At 58.3% G+C, this 22,973-nt stretch carries 22 protein-coding genes and 6 pseudogenes; 13 read left to right on the top strand and 15 right to left on the bottom strand.

The window, feature by feature from the left end:
• Positions 1-29 precede the first annotated feature (29 nt).
• The gene (locus CKW18_RS26465; RefSeq protein ID WP_095191477.1) at positions 30-788 is read right to left on the bottom strand and encodes a 5-oxoprolinase subunit PxpA; all 759 of its coding nucleotides are present in this window, start codon (positions 786-788) and stop codon (positions 30-32) included.
• 142 nt (positions 789-930) lie between these two features.
• Between CKW18_RS26465 and CKW18_RS26460 the strand changes: the two genes are divergently transcribed.
• Entirely contained in the window at positions 931-1,848 is a 918-nt protein-coding gene (locus CKW18_RS26460) for a LysR family transcriptional regulator (protein WP_095191476.1), read from the top strand.
• 319 nt (positions 1,849-2,167) lie between these two features.
• On the opposite strand, the gene CKW18_RS26455 is transcribed toward CKW18_RS26460, so the two are convergent.
• From CKW18_RS26455 to CKW18_RS30710, 3 genes and pseudogenes are all read right to left on the bottom strand, one after another.
• Positions 2,168-2,617: a hypothetical protein gene (locus CKW18_RS26455; RefSeq protein ID WP_095191475.1), complete on the bottom strand. Its 450-nt coding sequence runs from the start codon at positions 2,615-2,617 to the stop codon at positions 2,168-2,170.
• Positions 2,618-2,853: 236 nt separating this feature from the next.
• Positions 2,854-3,142: pseudogene (locus tag CKW18_RS31245) on the bottom strand (IS5/IS1182 family transposase); the annotation flags it as partial.
• A gap of 54 nt (positions 3,143-3,196) precedes the next feature.
• A complete protein-coding gene (locus tag CKW18_RS30710) occupies positions 3,197-3,355 on the bottom strand; it encodes a hypothetical protein (protein WP_170947326.1) in 159 nt (52 codons plus the stop codon).
• Positions 3,356-3,471: 116 nt separating this feature from the next.
• Here CKW18_RS30710 and CKW18_RS31240 point away from each other — a divergent pair, with 116 nt between their 5' ends.
• Complete coding sequence (locus CKW18_RS31240; RefSeq protein WP_095191474.1) at positions 3,472-3,726, top strand: Pathogenicity locus; 255 nt, start codon at positions 3,472-3,474, stop codon at positions 3,724-3,726.
• A gap of 227 nt (positions 3,727-3,953) precedes the next feature.
• Here the strand turns inward: CKW18_RS31240 and CKW18_RS26435 are convergent, their stop codons facing one another.
• From CKW18_RS26435 to CKW18_RS26425, 3 genes are read right to left on the bottom strand one after another with little or no spacing between them, the layout of a single operon-like run.
• A complete protein-coding gene (locus CKW18_RS26435; RefSeq protein ID WP_095191473.1) occupies positions 3,954-6,176 on the bottom strand; it encodes a GMC oxidoreductase in 2,223 nt (740 codons plus the stop codon).
• Positions 6,173-6,664: a sorbitol dehydrogenase gene (locus CKW18_RS26430; protein WP_095191472.1), complete on the bottom strand. Its 492-nt coding sequence runs from the start codon at positions 6,662-6,664 to the stop codon at positions 6,173-6,175. Before CKW18_RS26430 ends, CKW18_RS26435 begins: the two co-directional genes overlap by 4 nt.
• A gap of 4 nt (positions 6,665-6,668) precedes the next feature.
• The gene (locus CKW18_RS26425) at positions 6,669-8,009 is read right to left on the bottom strand and encodes a cytochrome C (protein ID WP_095191471.1); all 1,341 of its coding nucleotides are present in this window, start codon (positions 8,007-8,009) and stop codon (positions 6,669-6,671) included.
• A gap of 407 nt (positions 8,010-8,416) precedes the next feature.
• Here CKW18_RS26425 and CKW18_RS31235 point away from each other — a divergent pair, with 407 nt between their 5' ends.
• From CKW18_RS31235 to CKW18_RS26390, 6 genes and pseudogenes are all read left to right on the top strand, one after another.
• On the top strand, positions 8,417-8,611 hold the full coding sequence (locus CKW18_RS31235) for a hypothetical protein (protein WP_095191470.1): 195 nt from the start codon (positions 8,417-8,419) through the stop codon (positions 8,609-8,611).
• The gene (locus CKW18_RS26415) at positions 8,608-8,934 is read left to right on the top strand and encodes a low molecular weight protein tyrosine phosphatase family protein (RefSeq protein WP_095191469.1); all 327 of its coding nucleotides are present in this window, start codon (positions 8,608-8,610) and stop codon (positions 8,932-8,934) included. Before CKW18_RS31235 ends, CKW18_RS26415 begins: the two co-directional genes overlap by 4 nt.
• A gap of 252 nt (positions 8,935-9,186) precedes the next feature.
• Positions 9,187-9,468: pseudogene (locus CKW18_RS26410) on the top strand (integrase); the annotation flags it as partial.
• Positions 9,469-9,532: 64 nt separating this feature from the next.
• A pseudogene (locus CKW18_RS26405) lies at positions 9,533-9,867 on the top strand (DUF4406 domain-containing protein).
• Between the two features lie 94 nt (positions 9,868-9,961).
• Positions 9,962-10,249, top strand: a complete 288-nt coding sequence (locus CKW18_RS26400) for a hypothetical protein (RefSeq protein WP_095191468.1) — start codon at positions 9,962-9,964, stop codon at positions 10,247-10,249.
• A gap of 475 nt (positions 10,250-10,724) precedes the next feature.
• A complete protein-coding gene (locus tag CKW18_RS26390; protein WP_095191466.1) occupies positions 10,725-11,354 on the top strand; it encodes a LysE family translocator in 630 nt (209 codons plus the stop codon).
• A 151-nt stretch (positions 11,355-11,505) separates the two neighbouring features.
• Here the strand turns inward: CKW18_RS26390 and CKW18_RS26385 are convergent, their stop codons facing one another.
• From CKW18_RS26385 to CKW18_RS26370, 4 genes and pseudogenes are all read right to left on the bottom strand, one after another.
• Positions 11,506-11,688, bottom strand: a complete 183-nt coding sequence (locus CKW18_RS26385; RefSeq protein WP_095191465.1) for a DUF1289 domain-containing protein — start codon at positions 11,686-11,688, stop codon at positions 11,506-11,508.
• A gap of 2 nt (positions 11,689-11,690) precedes the next feature.
• Positions 11,691-12,062, bottom strand: a complete 372-nt coding sequence (locus tag CKW18_RS26380; RefSeq protein ID WP_095191464.1) for a hypothetical protein — start codon at positions 12,060-12,062, stop codon at positions 11,691-11,693.
• A 30-nt stretch (positions 12,063-12,092) separates the two neighbouring features.
• Positions 12,093-12,280 (bottom strand): annotated as a pseudogene (locus CKW18_RS31230) (LysR family transcriptional regulator); the annotation flags it as partial.
• Between the two features lies 1 nt (position 12,281).
• Positions 12,282-13,490, bottom strand: a complete 1,209-nt coding sequence (locus tag CKW18_RS26370) for an MFS transporter (RefSeq protein ID WP_095191463.1) — start codon at positions 13,488-13,490, stop codon at positions 12,282-12,284.
• A 230-nt stretch (positions 13,491-13,720) separates the two neighbouring features.
• Here CKW18_RS26370 and CKW18_RS26365 point away from each other — a divergent pair, with 230 nt between their 5' ends.
• From CKW18_RS26365 to CKW18_RS31225, 5 genes and pseudogenes are all read left to right on the top strand, one after another.
• Positions 13,721-14,653 carry an AraC family transcriptional regulator gene (locus CKW18_RS26365; RefSeq protein ID WP_095191462.1) on the top strand — a complete coding sequence of 311 codons (933 nt, stop codon included), beginning with the start codon at positions 13,721-13,723 and terminating at the stop codon, positions 14,651-14,653.
• An 88-nt stretch (positions 14,654-14,741) separates the two neighbouring features.
• The gene (locus tag CKW18_RS26360) at positions 14,742-15,197 is read left to right on the top strand and encodes a (2Fe-2S)-binding protein (RefSeq protein ID WP_095191461.1); all 456 of its coding nucleotides are present in this window, start codon (positions 14,742-14,744) and stop codon (positions 15,195-15,197) included.
• Positions 15,197-17,452, top strand: a complete 2,256-nt coding sequence (locus tag CKW18_RS26355) for a molybdopterin cofactor-binding domain-containing protein (RefSeq protein WP_095191460.1) — start codon at positions 15,197-15,199, stop codon at positions 17,450-17,452. Before CKW18_RS26360 ends, CKW18_RS26355 begins: the two co-directional genes overlap by 1 nt.
• Before the next feature lie 17 nt (positions 17,453-17,469).
• Complete coding sequence (locus CKW18_RS26350; protein ID WP_095191459.1) at positions 17,470-18,822, top strand: cytochrome c; 1,353 nt, start codon at positions 17,470-17,472, stop codon at positions 18,820-18,822.
• Positions 18,823-18,966: 144 nt separating this feature from the next.
• Positions 18,967-19,089, top strand: a pseudogene (locus tag CKW18_RS31225) (XdhC family protein); the annotation flags it as partial.
• A gap of 86 nt (positions 19,090-19,175) precedes the next feature.
• Here the strand turns inward: CKW18_RS31225 and CKW18_RS26340 are convergent.
• From CKW18_RS26340 to CKW18_RS31220, 4 genes and pseudogenes are all read right to left on the bottom strand, one after another.
• Positions 19,176-19,526, bottom strand: a pseudogene (locus CKW18_RS26340) (helix-turn-helix domain-containing protein); the annotation flags it as partial.
• 157 nt (positions 19,527-19,683) lie between these two features.
• The gene (locus CKW18_RS26335) at positions 19,684-20,931 is read right to left on the bottom strand and encodes a hypothetical protein (RefSeq protein ID WP_170947327.1); all 1,248 of its coding nucleotides are present in this window, start codon (positions 20,929-20,931) and stop codon (positions 19,684-19,686) included.
• Between the two features lie 243 nt (positions 20,932-21,174).
• A complete protein-coding gene (locus CKW18_RS26330; RefSeq protein ID WP_095191457.1) occupies positions 21,175-22,362 on the bottom strand; it encodes a hypothetical protein in 1,188 nt (395 codons plus the stop codon).
• Positions 22,363-22,634: 272 nt separating this feature from the next.
• Positions 22,635-22,760 carry a transposase gene (locus CKW18_RS31220; protein WP_211263081.1) on the bottom strand — a complete coding sequence of 42 codons (126 nt, stop codon included), beginning with the start codon at positions 22,758-22,760 and terminating at the stop codon, positions 22,635-22,637.
• Positions 22,761-22,973: the final 213 nt, after the last annotated feature.

Raw genomic sequence — 22,973 nt, 5'->3', positions numbered from 1 at the left:
GTCTGTGTGCCAGGTGTTTTCGCAAGAATTCAGCGCGGTGCGCGCACCTTGATCCCGGCGTTATCGAGCGCTTTGCGTGTGGCCTCGACCAGCGCCAGTGCACCCGGGGTGTCGCTGTGCAAACAGATCGAATCGAACTCGATCGCCAGGTCTTCACCCTCGACCGTGCGCACCACGCCTTGCTGACAGGCGCGCAATACCCGCGCAGCGACCTGCTCTGGGTCATAGGCGCGCACGTTGCGGGTGAAGACGATGGAGCCGCTGAGGTCGTATTCGCGGTCGGCGTAGAACTCGCGGATCACCGGTTGCCCGAGTTCTGTAGCGACTCGCCAGATCACCGAATCGGGCATGCAATACAGCAGCAACTCAGGCTCCAGGCGTTGCAGGTTTTCCACCAGCAAACGGGCGGCCTCCTCGTCACGGGCCAGGTGCATATAGAGCGCACCGTGGGGTTTGATGTGTTGCAGTGCCACACCCTGAACCCGAGCCAGTTCACGCAGCGCGCCCAATTGGTAGAGCATGTCGTCGACCAGTTCCTGGGCCGGCGCGTTGATGTGCCGACGGCCGAAACCGACCAGATCACGAAACCCCGGATGCGCGCCGACGGCTACGCCCAGACGCTTGGCCTGTTCGACGGTGCGGCGCATGGTGCCGGGGTCGCCGGCATGAAAACCGGTGGCGATGTTGGCTGAACTGATGAAGCCCATCAGTTCGTTGTCGACGCCATCGCCAATGGTCCATGGGCCGAAGCCTTCACCCATGTCCGAGTTGAAATCTACTGCTTGCATGACGCTTGCTCCTGACGCTTGTGACTTCATGCAGGCCAAGTTAAATTTCCACCAGCCCCTTGGGAAGATCTATTAACAGATAGGCCATCTTCTGAAAAACAGATAGCCTCAGAAAACAGCGTCTTCATCGACCGGAGTGTTCATGTCACTGACCTTGCGCCAGGTGCGCTATTTCGTTGCCACGGCCGAGATCGGGCAGATCTCCCAGGCCGCGATTCACTTGAATATTTCCCAGTCGGCGGTGACCACGGCGATCAAGGAACTGGAAGGCATACTCGGCACGCTGCTGTTCCAGCGCTCGGCACAGGGCATGAGCCTGACCGATGCCGGGCGGCACTTTCTGAACCGGGCCTATGTGATTTTGCGCAGTGTCGATGACGCGTTGAACAGCCCGTTGCCGGACATCCGCGCCAGCGGGGTGTTGCGCCTGGCGGCGAGCTACACGGTGTTCGGCTACTTCCTGCCGCACCATTTGCAGCGCCTGGAACACTGGCATCCCGACGTGACTATCGAGGTTCACGAACAGGAGCGACAAGCCATCGAACAAGGGCTGCTCGAAGGCCGGTTCGACATGGCCGTCGTGCTCACCGCCAACCTCACCCACCCGGATATTGTCTCGGAGACACTCTTCAACTCCGAACGCCGGTTATGGCTGCCCAGTCACCATCCGCTGTGCGAGCGTTCGGCAGTCAGCCTTGCCGATGTGGCAAAAGAACCCTTCATTCTGCTGACCGTCGACGAGGCCGAACAAAGCGCCATGCGCTACTGGGAAAACGCTCGCCAGCAGCCGAACGTGCGGGTTCGCACCAGCTCTGTCGAAGCCGTGCGCAGCATGGTCGCCAATGGCAGCGGCGTGGCAATCCTTTCGGACCTGGTACACCGTCCCTGGTCGCTCGAAGGCAAACGCATCGAAACCCTGACAATCACCGACAAGGTCACTCCAATGAGCGTCGGCCTGGCGTGGCACCGTGAACGGGAGTTCAGCCCGGCGATGCACGCATTTCGCAATTATTTCCACGATGCATTTTTGGCGCCGCAACAGCTGTCTGCACGACGCTGAAGAAAGCCATAAGCCCTGCCCTCTTTTTTTGTTTTTGACGATGAGCGTTATGAGCCATTTCCGTACTGTTGTGACGCAAAGATTTCGGCGGTGTGCTGTCATTCACGAACGACCGCTATCGGCCAAAGCAGACACTGGCGATTAACCGCTCTTGGCCGATTCCCGCCCCATTGTGACCGGTAGAGAACCGACAAAAATAACGAGCCAGTTATGCCTGCGAAACCAGTGCGATTCATAATGTCGACTTGAGACCAGTAAATAGCCATCACTGTTACTGAGCTACCTCGGTTGTGTCAGCCAGCGCTTAGACCCTTTATGGTCAGGCCCCTCCCTCGAGGGCAACTTTAGTAGCTAGCTGTTCAAACGCCTTACTGAAATCGCCAATCTTGTTGACCCTCTCAAAAAACCACTGAAAAGACTCTTGCACGAAATCTTCATCGGAAACTCTGTCAGGATACATGACGCAAAATAAAGCTCTTACAGCAGCGTCCTCGTTATCTTCAATGTCGACATCGCGCCCTTTCGCTTCCAGAAAGTCCCAGCATTTAACTCTGGCAGCATTCAACTCCTTTTCATTTTTTTCCCCTTCAAACCAGTATTTGTGCGCAGCTGCAAACGCACTTTTGACAATGGGGGGCACCTCTTCGTCCTGAAGAACCATACCTACGCCCGCGCACATAAACTTCATTATGTTGCGAGCCGCTTCGGCTTCAGCCTTACCTTTACTCAACTGCTCTGAAAAATGCACGATTTGCTCATGACTAATCATGGTGGACTCCAAGTGTTGGGAGTACGAAGCTACAGGAGCGACACGCCTTTTTAGCGGTTCCATGCCCCTTGCCCGAGGTACTAATATTGACGGTTTCGCTTGTACCGCCCGCGGGATCCATTCCTGCGTCATAGGATCGGCTCAAGCACTCGATTCTGCACACTTGCCATGCCATGGCTCACGTGGATCCTTCGGCACAGCCTTCAGGGCTTTCCTGACCTTGGGATGGTCGAAATGCTCGGGCAGCATTTGGCTTTCATCGGAAATATCGCGCAGTCGATCTGTCTGGATCGCAAGATGATGGTGTTGGCTTTTGTGACGCGCAAGCGCTGGCCCTAGAAGAAGCACCAACCGCTGCGTAATACGTTTCGGCTGGGCAGCGGTACTCCTCGGCCTCTACATTCCAGTGGAAATCGTTACTCGAAAGCTGTCTTTCTTGCGCTCAATTCTGTCCCACACCGGCACATACGGCTCGATGTCTTTTTCCTTCACCCTTCAGGCCAACATCGGCGATGTTCCGTAGGCTCCGGTGTCGTAAGCTCAGTAAATTACAGCTCCATAGCCAGTAATCTACTGGCCTCAACATTGCCAAGCACCGCAAACGTTTTTGCTGCCGGTGCCGGTGAGGATCTCGGCTTGGAGCCATTCCCACACCGCTGGTGCCGGGGACAGGCGACTGCCAAAGTCGGAAAGTTGAGCCAGCTCAAGCAGCGATGCTGGTGGCACGGGTCTGTTCACGCGCCCTCCTTGAAGATTCTGCAACACTGACACGCAATACGATGATGCTGGTCTATTGAGGCACCTTCTAGCGTCGGGCACACTTGCGCAGACTCATTGCTAAAAAGGAATTTATGATGCCGTTTTCGCCGGATGAAAGAACCGCTTTGCTCACGCTCAAAGGTGTAGGACCAACCGTCATTACTCGGCTTGAGCAAATGGGTATCGAATCGCTCGCCGAACTTCGAAAATCAGATGTTGGTGACATCCTGGCTCACGCATCCGCAGCAACAGGCTCGACTTGCTGGAGGAACAGCCCTCAGGCCAGAGCAGCCATCACCGCTGCAGTGGAGCTTGCAAAGAGCTCTACAGGGCAAATCCCGACCCGGTAGGCTCGCTCGATCGCCTCCCAGTCAGGTTGCTTGGCCCCTTCCACCAACATCTGGTGCCGTGTTCCCTTCTGACATCACGGGTTCGGCCTCGACACTCAAAGGTATGGGGCAACCTTCAACAGGCAGTGTCCAGCCAAAAGCGGTCATTGCCTAAACATTGGGCTGAGAGAGCAACCCCACAATACTGCGGCATTGCCGCAGCACTGTGGGGGTTGCCATGACAGCGCCTACACCGTGCCGAAACGTACCTCAACCGACAGGCTGCCGAGATTATCGCTCAGGCCGGCCCCGAAGTGCCCGTCCAGGTCGTCATTGATGCACAGTTGCAACTCCCCCTGCTGGCCACGCGGCAGTTGCGCCTGGTTGCCGACCAGGAACGGCACACCGCTGTTGCCGATACGCCCGATCAACGCTCCTTCCGGTTGACCGGGCAAGGTATAGCCGGGCTTGGCGATGAACCTTGGGTTGCCCGCCGCGCTGACCATTCCGGTGTCCGGGTTGGCCGTCCACTGCCCACCGGTGCACACCGCCAGTTGCCAGCTCTGCCCGTTGACCTGCACGCCGGTGCCCTGCCAGGCCTGGTTGGCCTGCACCTGCACGGTGCGCTTGAGCAGATCGCTGGCGACCACATCGGCGGCCTGGAAGGTCAGCGCGGTGATGGTCAAGGTCGGGTTGGCGGTGCCGGTGGTGGGGAACACTCCATCGCCGACCAGGAACAGGTTGGGGTGGTCCCAGCTGCGCTGGTCCTTGTCCACCACCGACTTCTTGCGGTCCGAGCCCATGCGATAGGTGCCCATCAGGTGGCCAGCGCCGAAGAACGCGTAGTTCTGACCGTCGTATTCGAACACCGTCTGCGAGCCGGGCTTGAGCTCCGGGTTCAGGTTGGTCAGCTCGGTGGCGCCCATCAGTTCGGTAATGATATGCGTGGCGGCCAGACGCGCCTGCTTGAAGCCCTCCTTGGTGTAGTCGGACAATTCGTAGGCGATCTGTGGCCTGGTCAGGCCCAAGCCGTCGGTGAACCCCTCGGCCCTCTCCACCCGGCACAGCGCTTTGTCGGGGTCTTTCTCCACCTGCTCGATCAAAAAACCCAGACGGAATTGGCGGGTCAGCACGCTGTTGAGCTGCTGCACCAGCGCCTGGCCGGACAACGCCAGCTTTTTGGGGTTAGCGCCGCCGTTGTTGGTGCCGTCGATGAAATCGCAGACCGTGTTGTACGGATCATTCGCCGACCAGTTCCAGCCCTCGTTGCCGATCTCGATACGCCAGGCGGCACGCTGACTGCGGAACGGGCCATCGCGCATGTCCTCGATCCCCGAGGTGGACAACGGCCCGCGGAACGGGAACAGCGGCTTGCCTTCGGGCATCAGGCCCCAGGCCAGGTACACCGGGTGGTCGGCCAACGCCTGGCCGACCTGACCGCTGCTGTTGGCCACGCCGTTGTGGCTGTGCGGGCCGACCGAGTTGAGCAGCAGTTTCGGCGTTTCGATCGCGTGGGCGGCGATCACGTAGCGTTTACCCTGAGCCACGCCGTTCTGGCGCGTACCGTCCTTCTGGTACTGGATGTACTCGATGCCGGTGACGCCGCTGGTATCGACCTGCACCTTGCTGGCCACAGTCTGGTAGAGGATACGCACGTTGCCGGTATCCAGCGCCTTGGCCATGGTCACGGTGGCGTCGTACTTGGCCTGGATCGGGCAGATCGGTGTGCAACTGGTGTTGCCGGCGCACACCCGGCGGCCGTTGTCGTTCTGCGAGTTACGCCCGGCTGGAGTTTGCCGCACTTTTAGGGTGATGCCCTGGTACTGGGTGCCATCGACGGCTTTGCCCACGCCCTGATCGACCAACGACGGCGGGATGCCGTGCATGCTGTATTGATAGTCCTGCGGGAAGGTCACGCCCAGGTAGGTCTGTGAGGCGACATCGGCGGACACGCCCATCTCCTCCTCGGCACGGCAGTAGGCGGTCTGCAGGTCGTCGTAGCTGATCGGCCAATCGACCCCGACTTTGTACGCAGTGCGCATGCGAAAGTCGTTGGGCAACAGGCGCAGGGCCGTGCCCATCCAGTGCCACATGGTGCCGCCGCCTACCCGCTCGTAGGTGCTGGCGAACAGTTGCGGCCCCTTCTGTACCAGGTAGCTCTTCTGCACCTTGTTCGGGTCGTCGCTGCTGGCGGTGATCAAGTCCTGGATAGTCGCTCGCGGGGCGAACTGCGTGGCCGGAGTCTGCTCGGTCTGCTCCGGAGGGTACGGCGACTCGGGCGACTTGAGCACGGCGGTGTAGAAGCGCTCCAGGTACTCGCTGCGGTTCGGCGGAATCGCCGGGCCCGACTCGAGCACCAGCACTTTCAAGCCGGCCAGGCCCAATTGATAGGCCATGACGCTGCCGGCCATGCCGGCGCCCACGACGATCACATCGGCGGTTTCGATGTTCTGGGTTTGTAGAGTGCTCATGGCTGCTGCCCTTCCTTGGCGTCGACACCGGTGAATTGCTTGAGGGTCGGTGGCTGCTCGGACCAGTAGCCGAAGTGGTACTGGCTGTAGCCCATGGGGTGGGACTGGGCGATCTTCCACGCCCAGCTTTCCTTGTAGGCCTGGTCGGAGACCACACGGGTGTCACCTTTGTGGGCGTTGCCTTGGTCATAAGGCTGGTACCAACTGCCGAGCAGCCACAGCTTCATGATCGAGCGGGCGCCCTGGGCGATCTGCGGGTCCGAGTTGCCGAGCACGGCGCTGGCGATTTGTGCAGGCGGTTGGTTCTTGATGCTGGCGTACAGCTCCAGCAGGTTGCTGAACGCTGCGGTGCCCATGCCTTGTTGGGCAGTGGCGAAGAACAGCGGCGGCAGTTTGATCGGGTCGACGGACGGCGCGAGCAGTTTGGCTGACAGGCCAGTCAGCGCGGCGGACAGGTTGATAAAGTTCTGCAGGTTCGGGTCGCTCATGGCATCACTCCTTGGCGCCGGTGGATTGGGCACGTTCAAGCAGGAAGGTAAAATCGGCGAAACTGGTGCGCGGGGACTGGGTCACCCGGGTGGTCGCGTTGTTGTGGCACTCCATGCAGCTGGACGAAGCCTGCGGCGTAGTGCCCTGGTTGTAGGTTTCCAGGGTGGCGTTGGCCAGAAAGTTCGGCGCAGGCGTGCCCAGCGGGTTGGTTGGCGACGGGACTTGGCAATCCTTGGCCGCGTCGGTCGGCCACTGAGTGCTGATCAGTTGATAGTTGGCCCAGACCGTGCCCTTGAGCGCGCCTTGCCACTGCGCGTTGAGCTGGTGGGTCGCGGTGGTGAGCGGGATTTCCCGCACGATCTGCGAAGGCGTGGCTTTCTTCGACGGGTCCCACGGCTGCGCTGGCGGCTCGTTCACCGGGCGGTCGCTGGCCTGGGCGTCGTAGAACAGGTAGGGGCCCTTGCGCTCGTTCATCGAAGTAGTCTTTTCCGGCACGTTACGCACGTGCTCGAAGCTCGACCATACCCACTGCGGCGCGTCCTTGGTCTTGTGCACGATGTGCAGGCCGACCAGCCCGACCTTCTGCGCGCTGCACGACTCGGGGATCAGCGCACCCTTGTTCGGGTCGGCGTTGCCGGGGGTGTAGACCAAGGCGTCGACGGCGTGGAAGTCCTGCGGGTTATCGTTACCGCCGAGTACCTTCCAGGCCGACTTGACCATGATCGCGCCGACCTGCTGGGCTTCCTGCGAGCCGCAGGCGAAGGCGATGCGGTTGTCGGCCTTGCTCAGGAACGCTTGCTGGCCTTCCTTGCTGTAGAGACCTTTGTTGACGATGTCATCGAACATCGGCTGGTTGACCATGATCGCGTTGCGCGTGTAGGTGCCGTTCTGGTCGACCAGTGGGCCGGTCTTGAACGGCTGGATGAATTCGTCGAGCACACCGGCGACCTTGCCCATCTGTTGCAGTACGGGCAGGTCGCCTTTGCCTTGGCAGGCGGCGGGTAGCGGCGCCTTCTGGTTCCAGGCGACCGGCTTCTGGCCTTGGGGCAGGAAAATCTCGTAACTCTCCTTCCACGACTCCCAAACCGTCTGCCCCGGTGCGCCGATCTTCGCCGCGGTGTTGGCGCTACCGTCGGCGTTTGCGGGCCAGTTCAGGGCGACGAAGGTCTGCCACGAAAGCACGTCGAAATCGTGTTGCAGGTTGTCCAGGGTGAAGGGGGCGTTAGGGGTGACGTCGAAGGGAATCGCAGGTGACAGCACCGGCGGGCTGGCCGCATCGGCCAAGGCGAGCGCGCTGGTGAAACCAGCACCAAGGCACGCCAACCGTTTCAGGTTTTTTTTCATTATCGTCTCCTCAGCAGATAGAGCGTCGGGACGATGAGGCGTATTGATCCTTCATGGACCGAATATTCAGCGTTATCCCTGACGCTAGGCTGCAGGCTAGCCGTTGCACCAAAACCCTCAGAAATATCCGACTAATGGTAGGGATAAGCGGGGATCATCGCACAGCGGCAGACGCTCTCGGGCGGCCAAGGTGTTGGCGGCAACTGGCGATGCTGGCGGTAAGCTGCCGTTCACAATTGGCAGCTTTCGGCCATTATCGGACGTTTGGCGCTGAGACTGCCTACAGTCATTAGCTGCTGCCAGTATCAAGCGCTCAACCTGCCTGGCCCGCGCACCGATTCACGTTTACTATATATGCAACTCGTATTACTGCGGCTGCTGAACCCGGTACTCACGAGGATATGACGATGAAAAGAACCCGCGCCTGGAGACGTGTGCAGGCCCGTAAATGCAGAGGCGACAATGCGGTTCGTCCGCTGGAGTTCAAGCCAGAAAAGAATTGGAAGCTGATGTACACCCGTGCAGCCAAACTGTACAGAGCACACCAACTCGGGATGAGCTATCCCGTCCGCACTACACGCCAACTACTGGATCAAGAGTGATTAATCTCCTGTTCGTCTGCAGCCGTAACCAATGGCGCAGTCCTACTGCGGAAGCGATCTGGCGCCGTCGTCCTGGCTTTAATGCCCGCTCGGCAGGCACCAGTCCAAATGCACGTAAACCTATCAGCCCAGCGGATATTCGCTGGGCTGATGTGATCTTTGTCATGGAACGCAAACACCTTAATCGTCTTCAGGCTGAATACGCCCGCCTTCTTGAACACAAACCGCTCCACTCTCTCGATATTCCCGATGATTACCGCTACATGGATCCTGAACTGGTGGGCATGCTTGAAGACATTGTGACGCCCTACCTCACCACGTAGGCTTCATGCGGGAACCACAGGACTGCCGGCGGCCGCCGAGAGCTGGGTATTGGTGAAGTCTGCCTTGCCGAACTCGTTATCCGTACGGCTCGGCTCCACGCGCCTGCTGCATCCGGCCTATTTCGTTGAAGGAGCCGGCGTTGAGGCGTTTCTGGCCAGACTAAAAAAGCGGCATGTGCTTTTAGACAACCAAGACGTCCAAACGGATGTGTTCCAGGTTCTCAAGCGTGGATCCGTTGAGGAGGGTGCACAGACCTGGAACAGGCAAGAGCGAAATGGGCAGAGCTGGAGGCTAAGGAAAAGCCGCTCGATTTGCGCACAATGAAGGGCATCTTCGACCGATATATCCGCGACATCGTGTCGAAGAAAGCGGCGCGGACGCAGAAGGACAATTTGGCGGAGATCAAGCAGCTCCGGCCGATGTTCGACAGCGCTCCTATCGACTCAATCACCCCAGTAACTATCGCCGGGTCCCGCGACGCGCGGACCGTCAAGGTTCGCGCAAATCGCGAGATTGTCACCCTCTCCCACCTGGCACGATCTGTCGGGCGTCACGCTGGCGGCATCCAGCGCTAACCGCTTGTATCTGGCCGGGCCAATGACCGGTTTCGAAGACTTCAACCTCTCCGCCTTCAACAAGAGGGCCGCCGACCTGCGCGCCCATGGCTACACGGTAGAGAATCCGGCGGAACACAGAGTCGTCAACGGTGCCGACTGGGTGGACTACATAGCCTATGACCTGACGCGACTCGACCTGTGCGGTCAGGTCGCGGTGCTGCCCGCTGGGAGAATTCAAAAGGCGCACGACTCGAAGTGCACATCGCTCGCGAGATCGGCATGATGGTTGTGAATGCCCATGATCTTTTACCTGCGTCGTTCCCGACGGGCGGCCGCCAGGTTCATAAAAACATAACTGATGATGAACTAATATAACCGCGCTGGTCGCTTTTGGGCGAAGACAGCCATGGAATGTACGTAAGCCGCGCCAAAACAATAAACACGACCAGTAAAAATCGGAGATAGCAGGATGCAATCAAATTCCCAAGAGCTTGTTCCTGAAATAAGAGCCGTCGAAATATCTCAAATGCTGATGCCGCTAGTGCCTGACTACGTCCAAGAGAGCTATAACGCTGTCATCAAGGGGCGGTTGGCCAGGCAGCGGCGGTACGAAATTGAATCTCTGATCGATCAATTGAAGGCAGCAGAACGGCATATAGGGGGGCTCGAAAAAACCCTGAAAGAAATCCAGCCGCACTTCTTCGAAGACCATCCGATCTCGAAAAAAATCGCTTCGGCATTAAGTAGCAAGAAGTAACCCCATCTTGTTAAAGCAGCAGAGCTTCGCCCGAAGCTCTGCGCGCTAATACCTCTTTCCATCCCCCTTCAAAATCAGCCGCTATAGCGGCAAGGACGATGTCGGCCCATGAGTTCGAATCCCATCGCCTCGGCCATCTTATGTACTGGCTTTTGAAAAACTTACCAGCCCACACTTCAGCCCACACCCTGGATGAAGTATTGCTGTCGACCAACGCCTGGCTTTTCGAATGCCGCTTCGCAAACATGCGGGTCAGCGCACGCCAGCGCACCCAGGCCAGATAGAGCGCACTGACCTATTCACCACGCGGAACAGTTGCTCAGATGCCTGCAGCAAGGACCTGGTCCTCACCCCCTATCTGCCATGGCCCATTTTCACAACCATGACACCGCGGCGTCAGTAGCTTCGCGCTTCCAAGGGCTTGCCGATTTTTTCTGCGCTGTGCAATATCGCCCCAAAATGGAGGGTTTGCTCAATGGATATTTCGACACTCTTTGTATATATCGTCGCAGTCAGCGCGGTGATGATGGTCCCCGGCCCATCCATGTTGCTGGCGCTCAATAACGGTGCTTCGCACGGTATGCGCGTGGCGGCGTTCGGCATGGCTGGCGCGGCGCTCTCGGACCTGATCCTGATCGCAGCGGTCGGATGTGGCCTGGGGGCATTGCTGCAGGCCTCTGAGCAGCTGTTCAGCCTGGTGAAATGGTTGGGTGCGCTCTATCTTCTTTATCTGGCCTGGGTGCTCTGGCGGGCGCCGACGCAAGCGCTGCAGCACGCGCCTGGTACAACGACGGCCAGTGGTCGCGCCGCCTTCCTGCGCGCCCTGTTGGTCGGACTGTCGAACCCTAAGGGTTTGCTCTTCTTTTCGGCGTTCTTGCCACAGTTCATTCGCCCCGGCGAGCCTGTCGCCCAGCAATACCTGGTACTGGCTCTGACCAGCGCGGTGATCGACTGCATGATAATGGCGATCTACGCATTCGGCGGGCGTCATGCTATGCGCCGCTTTTCCGCCCGTGTGATGACGTGGATCAATCGCAGTTGCGCCGGCATGCTCGCCATGTTGGCTCTGGGCATAAGTCTGTATCGCCGCAGTGATCTGCACTGATCAGGCGCCGATTGACCTGCTCTTTCACGCATGCGTTTGCGCCCTCTCGCTGAACCGTACGGGTATCTCTCATCTCATTGCTGATGGAGTACCTCCAGGGCTCCCGACGTTAACCCCCCTTTATTCCATTTCGGTCATCCAGAACAAGTGACTACGCCTGTACTTTCCTAAGCCCTTTCAAGCGCATATTCGCCCGTTGCACAGCGGCCATTTTTTCAGGACGCTTCATGCGTTTCCACTTTCTGATGTCTTCCTTGCTTCGGCCGCAGCTCACGCAAAGATCACCACTGAGCTGGCAAATCGAGATGCAGGGATTCTCTATTTCTTTAGCCATTGTCAGCCACCGTTGGTCACACGTGATTGAGTCAGGCGGCTTTTCCAGTCGCCACCGTGAGTTCGCTGACACTCCTGCTCAGAGTCGAAGCGCACGCAGTGGTCTGAAGGGACCAGGTCAATGTTGGCTTCATTCAACGCAATGGACGTCAATTCAAAGATGCGCGCCTTAGCGTCAGCCTGGGCAAGCTTTCTGTCAGCCAGGGTTTCGAATACCCAGATTACCTTCAGGGTTTCAGCCAACGCGTTAAGGTCGGCGGTGTGGGTAAGCCAGGCAAAGCCTTTGATTTCAGATTTTGCTGTTTCGCACGCTTCGGTGAGCGCGGTTATCAATCGGCGTTCGATTCGCGCCAGTTCACGTTTTCCTGGGGGCATTGCGGGTTCCTTTGGAGATTAGGGTGGAGAGCCGCCGAAGGATGATCGGTCATAACGGATGAATGGCTGGCTGGAAAGCTGTTTCGACCAGTCCTCTCCTGGTACATCGCGCGGCACGATCAGACGGTAGGCCTCAAGCGCCTGAGTCGTCCAGCGCAGATCGCTTTGAAGTGAAAAGGCGAACGAATGATGGCGGTCATGTCGATCTCGCCGATCTCGTCAAACTGCCGCGTTCGCCTCGACAAGATGAACTTCAGTGGCATGGCGACCCGCGAGCCAAGCTAGCGCAGACGCGGCGACCAACACGGCGGCGCTGAGCTCGAATGTGGCTTTGTAACCGCTTAGATCAAAGGCCAGGCCGCCGATAATTGCGCCGCCGGCGATCGCCAACTGGACGATAGCCACAAGCAAGCCACCACCGGCCTCAGCATCATCGGGCAGCGTCTGCGCGAGCCACGTCCACCACCCGACGGGAGCGGCAGTCGCGACCAATCCCCAGAGTCCGAGCAGCACAGCGGTCAGCATCGGCGACTCGCCGAAGTTCACTAGCGCCAGTGCGATGCCGGCCATGATCAGCGGGATCACCGTCAGCGTGCGGTACAGGCCACTGCCCATGAATCTTTCGATCACAAAGGTGCCGATAAACCCTGCAAGTCCCAACCCCAACAGCATGAAAGACAACGTCGAGACACTGACGCCCGTCACCCCCTCAAGGAATGGGCGCAGGTAAGTAAACAGCATGAACTGCCCCATGAAGAACACGCTGACGGCGACCATTCCCAATGCGACGGGCAACTGCTTCATCAGCCGCAGGACGTTGCCGCTACCTGCCGGGCGCTCGGTCTTGAAGGACGGCAGGCTGATCAACAGCCACACGGCCGCAAGCACGGCGACAGGAACCACACAAAAGAACGCGCCGCGCCAGCCTATCAGCGAGCCAAGAAACGCGCCCGCCGGTGCGGCAATTACCGTGGCCAGCGCATTACCGCCATTGACGATGGCCAGCGCTCGGGACACTTGATCAGGCTTTACCAAACGCATTGCAGTCGCCGCCGACAATGACCAGAAACCGCCGATGGCTATGCCGATCAAAGCACGTCCGATCATGAATGAAGGATAGCTTGGCGCGAGCGCGACGACCGTGCCTGACACGATCATCAGCAAGGTCAGGCACAGCAGCAACTTCTTGCGTTCGACGCGAGCGGCGATCGATGCGATGACCAGGCTTGTGATCAATGCGAAGGCACCGGACACCGAAATACCCTGCCCGGCCTGGCCTTCGGTGATGTGCAGGTCTGCCGCAATCGGCGTCAGCAGGCTGACGGGCATGAATTCTGAAGCGACCAGGGCGAAGGCGGCCAACGACATGGCCAGCACGGCGCTCCAGCCGCCTGTTCTTTTAGAAGGATCTGTAGAGGGAGACGTCATGAGAACTACCTGTGATGCGAAAAACGTGTGGGTGTGATGCGCAGGGGTGCAAGCCGTTTGCCGCCTGGATGGGCAGCCCCCTGTAACAGATAGACACATTCTCCCGGCCGATCCGTCTCTGCCCTAGTGCATTCCTCTTGAATGCTTGCCTAATCCTCTGAGGATGCGGGGTGGCGTATAGGAAACGCCTGTTCAGCGGATTAGAGTTCGGTCAACAGGAGCGACCCGCCATGATCGACACCCCCAGGCATCATGAATCACCTTTGGCGTTGAGCATTGACCCGCGCGTGAGCGTACCGGGTGACTTCGCCACATCCATACCCGGGCTGTCGCTGTTTCGTCGCGATCAGCCGGCGCCCCCCGTCGTGTGCATGATCGAACCGAGCCTGATTCTGGTGGGCCGCGGGGAAAAGCGTTTGTGGGTCGGTGGTGAAGGTTATAGCTACGACCCTTCGCGGTTTCTGGTCACGTCGCTGGACCTGCCAGCCAATTCCGAAGTGATGCTTGCCAGTCCCGAACAACCCTGTGTCGGGCTGGTGCTGAAACTGGATGTCAGCATGCTCGCCGAGGTCATCACCAAGGTTGGCTTGCCAGAGAAGCGACAACCCTCCACGGGGTCAGGCGCAGGCATTGGCAATATGTCGTCCGCCCTGGAAGGCGCGCTCGATCGCCTGCTGGCATTGCTCGATGAACCAGAGGCGATCCCGGTGCTGGCGCCGCTGATCCTGCGGGAAATCCACTATCGACTGCTCTATACCGATCAAGGCGCACGCCTGCGCCAGATCACGGCCGTCGATGGCCAGGGTTACCGCATCGCCAAAGCCATCGACTGGCTCAAGGTCAACTACACCGATGCACTGCGCATCGACGATCTCGCAGCGCGGGTGCAAATGAGCGCGCCCACCTTTCACCATCATTTTCGCCAGCTCACCGGCATGAGCCCGCTGCAGTACCAGAAATGGCTGCGGCTGAACGAAGCGCGTCGGCGGATGTTGGTAGAACGCCTCGACGTTTCGCGGGCGGCGTTTGCGGTGGGATATGAAAGCCCCTCGCAGTTCAGCCGCGAATATGCCCGCCTGTTCGGGACCGCGCCCAGTCGTGACATTGCCCTGCTGCGTGGAGAGCCATTCGAGGCAGAAACGCTCGGCAACGCGGCCAGTTGAGCGAAAGACACGCTTTATCGGTGATGCGCCTCGCAGCGTTTCACCGCTTATAAAAATGCACGTCAACCGATGATCAAGCGGGTGAACCATGGAACTACGAATCAACCAGAAGACCTATCAGATCGATGCCGACGCCGATACCCCCTTGCTGTGGGTGATCCGCGATGATCTGGGCATGACCGGTACCAAGTACGGCTGCGGCCTGGCGCAGTGCGGCGCCTGCTCCGTGCTGGTGGACGGCAATGTCGTGCGCTCGTGCGTCACGCCGGTGGCCGGTGTGGTTGGCCGCGAGGTCACCACCATCGAGGCCATCGAAACCGATGAGGTGGGCAAACGAGTGGTCTCGACCTGGGTCGATCTGCAGGTCGCCCAATGCGGCTACTGCCAGTCCGGGCAGGTGATGGCCGCCACCGCGCTGCTCAAACAAAACCCCAAACCGAGTGATGCGCAGATCGAGGCCGCGATGGTCAATCTGTGCCGCTGCGGCACGTACAACGCCATTCATGCTGCCGTGCATGAGCTTGCCGGCAAGGGAGACGCCTGATGAACGTTCGTATCGACCCTTCCCAGGAAGTCTCTGCGCTTGATCTGCACGATCCGGTCAATGTGTCGCGCAGACGTTTTCTGACCGGGACCGCCGTGGGCGCTCTGGTCCTCGGCTTTGGCCTGCCGCTCGGTTCGACACGCGTGCAAGCTGCAGCGGCGGCGACTGCAACGACCGAGCGCGGCACGCAGGTTCCGGCGTTTCTCGAGATCCGCCCGGACAACCGCGTGCGTCTGCTGTGCCCGTTCATGGAAGGCGGCCAAGGTACGTTCACCGCGATGGCGCAAATCGTCGGCGAAGAGCTGGATGCCGATCCGTCGACCTTCCTGGTCGAAGCCGCCCCGCCCGGTGAGGCCTATGTGGTCATGGAGAATGGCATGCGCATCACCGGCGGCAGCATGTCGGTACGCATGAGTTACCCGGTGATGCGCCGCCTCGGCGCCCTCGCCCGCGCCATGCTGTTGCAGGCGGGCGCGCAGCAACTTGGCGTGCCAGTCAGCGAGTTGAGCACCGAGCCCGGCAAAGTCGTGCACGCCAAGTCTGGCCGCTCGTTGGCTTACGGTGAGCTGGCCGAGCGTGCGATGGACCTGCCGGTTCCCGATCCGGCGTCGGTAAAACTGCGTGATCCGAGCCAGTTCCGCTGGATCGGCAAACCGGTCAAGCGCGTCGATGCCTATGACAAGTCCACGGGCAAGGCGCTCTACAGCATCGATCTGAAAGTCGACGGCATGCTCCATGCCGCCGTCCAGCATGCTCCGCGCCTGGGTATGACAGTGGGCAACCTGCGCAACGAGGATCAGGTCAAGGCGATGAAAGGCGTGCATTCCGTGCATCGTCTGCCGGGTGCCGTGGCAGTGATTGCCGAGCGCTGGTGGCACGCCAAACGTGCGGTGGAAGCGATTCAGGTCGATTGGCAGGAGCCAACGGCCGACAGCAAAGTACGGCCGATGCCTGCCGACTTTTCCAGCGACGACTGGTTCAAGCGACTCGCTGAAGAAAAAGGCCCCGCCAGAGATGACGAGAATGAAGGCAACGTTGCTTCGACTCTGGCTGATGCCAAGACTCGAATCGACGCCACCTATCACAATCAATACTTGAACCACGGGCAGTTGGAACCCCCTTCGGCACTGGCCAGATTCAATCCGGACGGTTCGCTGGAAGTCTGGCTGCCCAATCAGGCGCCGGACATGTTTCGTGCCGACATTGCCAAACGCACGGGGCTGGATCCGTCTCGCATCACCTTGCATTCGCCACTGCTGGGTGGGTTCTTCGGTCGGCATTTCCTCTACGACTCAGCCAGTCCTTATCCTCAGGCGATCGAACTGTCCAAGGCGGTTGGCCGCCCGGTCAAACTGATCTGGAGTCGCGAGGAAGAATTCCTGCGTGACGTGCTCCGTCCCGTTGCTGCGGTGAATTTCCGGGCTGCGCTGGATGACGACGGCTGGCCGCTGGCAATCGAAGCGATCAGTGCCACTGAAGGTCCGACCGAGGCTCTCGCCGGCAAGCAGGGAGAAAAGCTCGATCCTACGGCGCTTGAAGGTCTGTCGGGCAAGTCCTATGCAATCGCCAACAAGCGGATTGCGCAGATCTACGTCAAAGGCCCGGCCATGCTGGGTTACTGGCGTTCGGTGGGTAATTCCCTCAATGACTTCTTCTATGAATCGTTCCTTGACGAATTGGCCGACAAGGGCGGCAAGGACCCATTCGAACTGCGCCTGCATTTGCTGCGTGACAACCAGCGGCTGACCACACTGCTGCAAGCGGTGGCTGAACTGTCGGGAGGCTGGAAGCGCGGGCCGTTTACCGCCGAGGATGGCACCCGTCGTGCGCGAGGCGTGGCGATGGCTTCGCCGTTCGGTACCGAGACTGCGGTGATCGCCGAAGTGTCCATCGAGAATGGGCAGGTCAAGGTGCACGATATCTGGCAGGCAATTGACCCGGGCAGCATCGTCAATCCGGCGATTGTCGAAGCTCAGGTCAATGGCGCCGTGGCGCTGGGGCTGTCGCAGACGCTGGTGGAAGAGTCCGTGTGGATTGATGGCAAACCCCGGGCGCGCAATTACGACTTGTATCCGATCCTGCCGCCAGCGCGGATGGCAAGGGTACACGTGCGTGTCGTCGAGAGCGGGGAAAAAATGGGCGGTATCGGTGAACCGCCGTTGCCTGCCGTCGCGCCCGCCGTCGCCAACGCGGTGGCGACGCTGACGGGGCAACGGGTTCGCAGCCTGCCCATGAGCCGACACACCTTCACTTGATCCGCGCCGGAGCGTCCATGAATAACAGCCGATTCGCAAGAACCGCTGGCTGGCTGGCAGTGCCGTGTCTGGTCGCGGCAGGCCTGCTGGCCTGGTATGTCAGCCGCGAGCCCGTCTCGCCTCTTGAAAACCATCAGATCGCCGTGGCCGACATCGACCCGGCGCTGGTCGCCCGTGGTGAATACGTCGCCAGGCTCAGCGATTGCGTGGCTTGCCACAGCGTGCCAGGTGGCGCGCCGTTCGCCGGCGGCCTGGAAATGGCCACACCGCTGGGCGCGATCCATGCGACCAATATCACACCGGACGCAGAGACCGGCATCGGCCACTACAGCCTAGAGGACTTCGACCGTGCCGTGCGCCACGGTGTGGCACCTGACAGTCGCCGTTTGTACCCGGCAATGCCCTACCCGTCCTACGCCAAGCTCAGTGACGACGACGTGCGCGCGCTGTATGCGTTCTTCATGAAAGGCGTGGCGCCGGTCAAGCAGGCGAACATCCCGAGTGCCATTCCCTTTCCGCTGAACCTGCGTTGGCCGATTGCGCTGTGGAACGGTGTGTTTGTCGACGCCGAGCCTTATGTGGCGAAACCATCTCAGGATGAACGCTGGAACCGCGGCGCTTACCTCGTGCAAGGCGCCGGGCACTGCGGCAGTTGCCACACGCCTCGCGGCTTGGCGTTCAACGAGAAGGCACTGGATGAATCCGGCACGCCGTTCCTCGCTGGCGCCTTGCTCGATGGCTGGTACGCGCCCAGCTTGCGCGATGACCACAACACCGGTCTGGGTCGATGGAGCGAGCCGGAGATCGTGCAGTTCCTCAAGACCGGGCGCAACAGGCACGCGGTGGTCTACGGCTCGATGACCGAGGCGTTCAACAACTCCACGCAGTTCATGAGCGATGACGATCTTACGGCCATTGCCCACTATCTGAAGTCGTTGCCTGGCGACCGTCAGCGCGACGGGCAGCCATGGCAGTATCAAGCAGTTTCGGCAGTGGAACGTCTGGACTCGCCGGGTGCTCATACCTACGTGACGAGCTGTGCCTCTTGCCACGGTCTGGACGGCAAGGGCCAACCTGAATGGATGCCGCCACTGGCGGGCGCCACCTCGGCACTGGCCAAGGAGAGCGCCTCGGCGATCAACATCACCCTCAATGGTTCGCAGCGTGTCGTGGCTGCCGGTGTACCGGACGCCTATCGCATGCCGGCATTCCGCGAGCAGTTATCGGATCAGCAGATTGCTGAGGTACTGACCTTCATGCGCAGCACTTGGGGCAATCACGCCAGCGCTGTCGATGCGAAGGCGGTTGGCAAGCTGCGTGAACACACCGATCCGGCCAGCAGCAGCCCGATCATTCTGCAGATGCGCTAGAGGAGCGTGTGATGGAAAGCATCGACTGGCTGGTCCTGCGCACGGCGCGGGACTGGTTCGCGGCTGGAGAGCACGTACGCATCGCCACCGTGGTGCGAACGTGGGGTTCTTAACCGCGTCCGGTCGGGTCGATGATCGGTGCCGTATTTGGCCACCATGGCGTTGTTCAACGGCTTCAAGGTAGCGGTTTACGATCCACGCCCGGAATATATCGAGATCCGGGCGGTGAACGGCGTGGAGCGAATCGTCGGCATGCCCGATGACGTGGGCGCTTCGCGCGCCGCGACTTGCTGATTTCGTATAAAGCCTAGTGTGGTGTTTCAGAAATGCCATCTAAAAATCACGCCCCCAACGCTCATGCTGCGCGTACTCCAGTGGCTGGAATCGTCAGGCTTACTTTGCAATACCTGATTTACCAATTGCTGAACTTGCTCATCTGAAAGGGTCCGTGGCCGACCAGAGCGCGGTTCATCGTTCAAACCCAGCAATCCCAATTTAGAGAAACGCTGGCGCCATCGTGATACTAAATCCTTGCTGGTGCCCAAGCGCTGAGCAATGTCGTTGCCGGACTCGCCAGCGGCGCAGGCGTGGATTATTTTTGCGCGCAGGCATGCGTCATGGGCGCCTTTGCGGAGCTTGATGCGGCGTAGCAGTTCCGCATTTTCAGTTTCAGAAAGAGTAATAACAGTTGCTGGTCGGCCCATAACGATACACAACGCTTGATGAGTGGGTTTCTACAAAGACCAGATCGAATTTTCACTGGCCTATCTGAAACACCACACTAGATTTTCACACAATCTGTCTTCTGGCGCTCTTTTTTCAACACCCACAAACCTATGATCCTTTGGCTCTACTTGGCCTTTAACTCAAAATCCCTAGAATTTCCGGTATGGGATGAGTCGCTGAATCTATTCCAGCAACGATGCGCTGGGTATTTCTCTGAACCAACACACCGCCCATAAGCTTGGAGGGTTCATACACGCGAACGCCCTGCACTCCAAACCCCGGATCAAGCACCCCGCTCGTTTGTACGCGTAACCAATAAGACTGCGTATTTGCGCCGGCGTGGCCTGCGGCAATTATTTTTCCACTTGCTTGCAAGGCCACAGAAGAACACGTGACGTAATACCCAGGGAAGTCCACTGGAATATCCACCGATAGTCTGCTGCCGCTGTTGAACGCCTTATCAAACTCGCCATCGACCGTCAGCCTGGAAATACACACATAATAATTCCCGTTTTCTGCCGACTCAGTCCCGACGACGATGATCCGTTCCTGATCATCAAGAATGATCCGGCCAGTCGAGTTGTAGCCTTCCTCCTCCCAATATCCATGGCAGCCGAATGCCTGATCAAGAGCCCCCATGGGTGTAAAACGAGCAATCGATTGCTTCCTGTCAGACACTCCATCCCGAATTCGATCAAGCGTTCCCCCAACCAGAATCTTCCCGTCACGGGCAATCACCACGCTTGCAATGGTTGTATCTTGCCCATTCAAGCGCACTTCGATAAAGCCCCGCCCTCCACCAAACTCCAGATCACTCTCACCATTGGCCAAGAGGCGATGGAGCCTAGTACCTCGGTAAACAATCTGTTGTTGATCCACCAGTGTATAAGGCGCTGCGACGAGGATTTTCCCATCACCTTGTAAACATCCATGCGAAGGAAACTCAGTAAACACATTGCCTTCAGCCGGTAACGGTAGAATTTTATTGCCGAACACCAGATCTGGGGTTCCATTGCTGTTAAACCGTGTAACCGCAACCCGTGACTGCTCGTCACTCAGGGAGTTGCGAAGCGACCCGATCAACACATATTTGCCATCAGCCTGGAGGAGTAATTGAACAGGAACCGACAAACTTCCGGGCGCAAATCCCCACTTGGTGACGCCCTCCTCTCCAAACTGAAGATCAGCGCTGCCGTCTGCAAGGATTCTGTACAGCCAGATCTCATTCGAAACCCAGAGACCATGAACAATCGACCCCTGTTCATCTTCAATCATGCACCTGAGGGATCCTGAACCGTTGGGAATCTGCACAACGCCATCTACACCAAATGTCGGATCAAGTTCCCCTGGGGCAAATGCAGAAGCGCCCTGTTTACTGGTCATTTTATTCATCCTTTGGATAAGACTGTACGCAACTTCCGTGCGCACACTGATGACCTGGAAGTATTGAGACAGTCAGTTGAATTTGCACAAATGACTGTCACATGATCTGCCCCCGCAAAACACCTGTCATAAATGACAGTCCGCATACCCTTACGAGCCATATCAGTGTCCCTGAAGCCCCTCCCGCCCAAGCGGCGCCTTCCTGCTCCAACCTAGCGCTGGGCATCAGCAGTGAAATCATGTTCAGAGCTGGATACCGAATACAAACGGCTTGCGTGGATTATCCAAATCAACGGCAGCCAGAATGCGCTGCTCACTCGGTTGCACGATGATGTCAAAGAGAGCACTGGTTTGGTCAATGCCTGCAATTCCATTACTTCCGAAGGTGGGATCAAGGATGCCGTTCGGTAAAACACGCAGCCAGTAAGCACTTACGTCATCTCCTGCATCACCACCGACTACGATGCTTTTATCTGGTTGAACAGCGACTGATCGACACGTCACATACCAGTCGGGAGTATCTGCCGGAATACGCACAGCTAGAGTTTTACCATTATTGAAGTCCGAAGCGTAAATGCCATCACGTGTCAGTTTAGATATACATGCCAACATCCTGCTGTCTAGATACTCGTAACCCACACAAACAATGCTTTCCTCGTCGATGATTACCTTTCCCATACCCCTATCACTTTCCGATTCCCAAGAGCCGGATAGTCCAAATGATGAATCAAGACTTCCATCGATAAATAATCGGATTACTACGTGGGTGATTTCACCCGACTCGGATCGTTGAGTCCCCCCTACCAGAATCTTCCCGTCATCGGTACTTAATACCGTAATGCCTTTCGACTGCTGGTTGTTGAAACGAATTGTTAAAAATCCCTGCCCCCCAAACTCATGATCTAAATCACCATCCGACAGAAATCGGTAGAGCAAGGTTTCTTCAGCACCGCCATCGTTCGGAACAACCAATAACAATATCTTTCCATCGGCCTGCAAGCAGGCTGATGGCGTGGAAATATCCACAGTCGGAATTAATCTGTTACCGAAAACCAGGTCGGGACTGCCACTTCGATTAAACCGGGTGAACGCTGTTTGACGCTTGAAAGGGTCATTACCGACTTTACCAATCAATAAAATCTTACCGTCCGGCTGCAGCAACAAATGAATTGGCAATGAATCGACGCCCGGCACGAAAGCCCACCTACTGACTCCATTTTGGCCAAATTGCATATCCTGCGTCCCGTCGGAAAACATACGGTACAGGGAACATTCTCGTGCTTCCCAAGCTGCCAGAATGTATCCCCCCCTATCATCAGCAACAATTGACCTGATCGATCCAGTGCTATGAGGCAGAGCGAAGCGCCCTCCCTCCCCGAATGCCGGATCAAGTTCACCGGGGCGGCGCTGAGTATCAGAGGACGTGTTCATTCCTTTCACTCTTCTTAATTAGATATGGGTTGAGCAGCTGTCTACAGCCCCGACCTTAGCGTGAGCGGCCACCCCGCGCGACTGTCAGAAATGACAGTCCAACTACCTTTGCACGCCATAAAAGTGGCCTTGTAAGCCAACTATTCATGAAGCATTAGAATGAGTGGGTATGCTCGGGCAGTCTCGACATCAGCGCTGCAGACAAAAGATTGGTCTTCGGTCAGCCCATAAAAAACCCGCCATTCGCCATTGCTGGCGGTTTTTATGGTTCTTCACGGATTACCGGGAAAGACGCTCTTGATTTTCATGAAAAAGAATTCGCTATCCCGGTAACCGTACGCCATCCGCTTGATAACCTTTATTCGATTGTTTATGCCTTCCAACTGCCCCGTGTGCATCGGCCAGCGAACCCGGCTGACGATTCCCCGCCAGTAACCCTTTAGCCGTTGGCGAACAGGATCAGAGCCGGTATCGCGCTTTCATAAGCGTGGCGCAGCCATTGCTTCCAGGCTGATCTCCAGCCCCAGGCGGTACTTGGCGTCCAGAGTGTTTTGAGTTCAGCTTTCATCAAGTAGACCGTCATCAACGCTTGGTTGGCCGCCAGCAAATCC

It is taken from the genome of Pseudomonas sp. Irchel 3E19 (genome assembly GCF_900187585.1).
Taxonomy (GTDB): Bacteria; Pseudomonadota; Gammaproteobacteria; order Pseudomonadales; family Pseudomonadaceae; genus Aquipseudomonas; species Aquipseudomonas baetica.
Note: the sequence above shows the minus strand (reverse complement) of the source record. Positions and strands in the feature narration are given on the sequence as shown.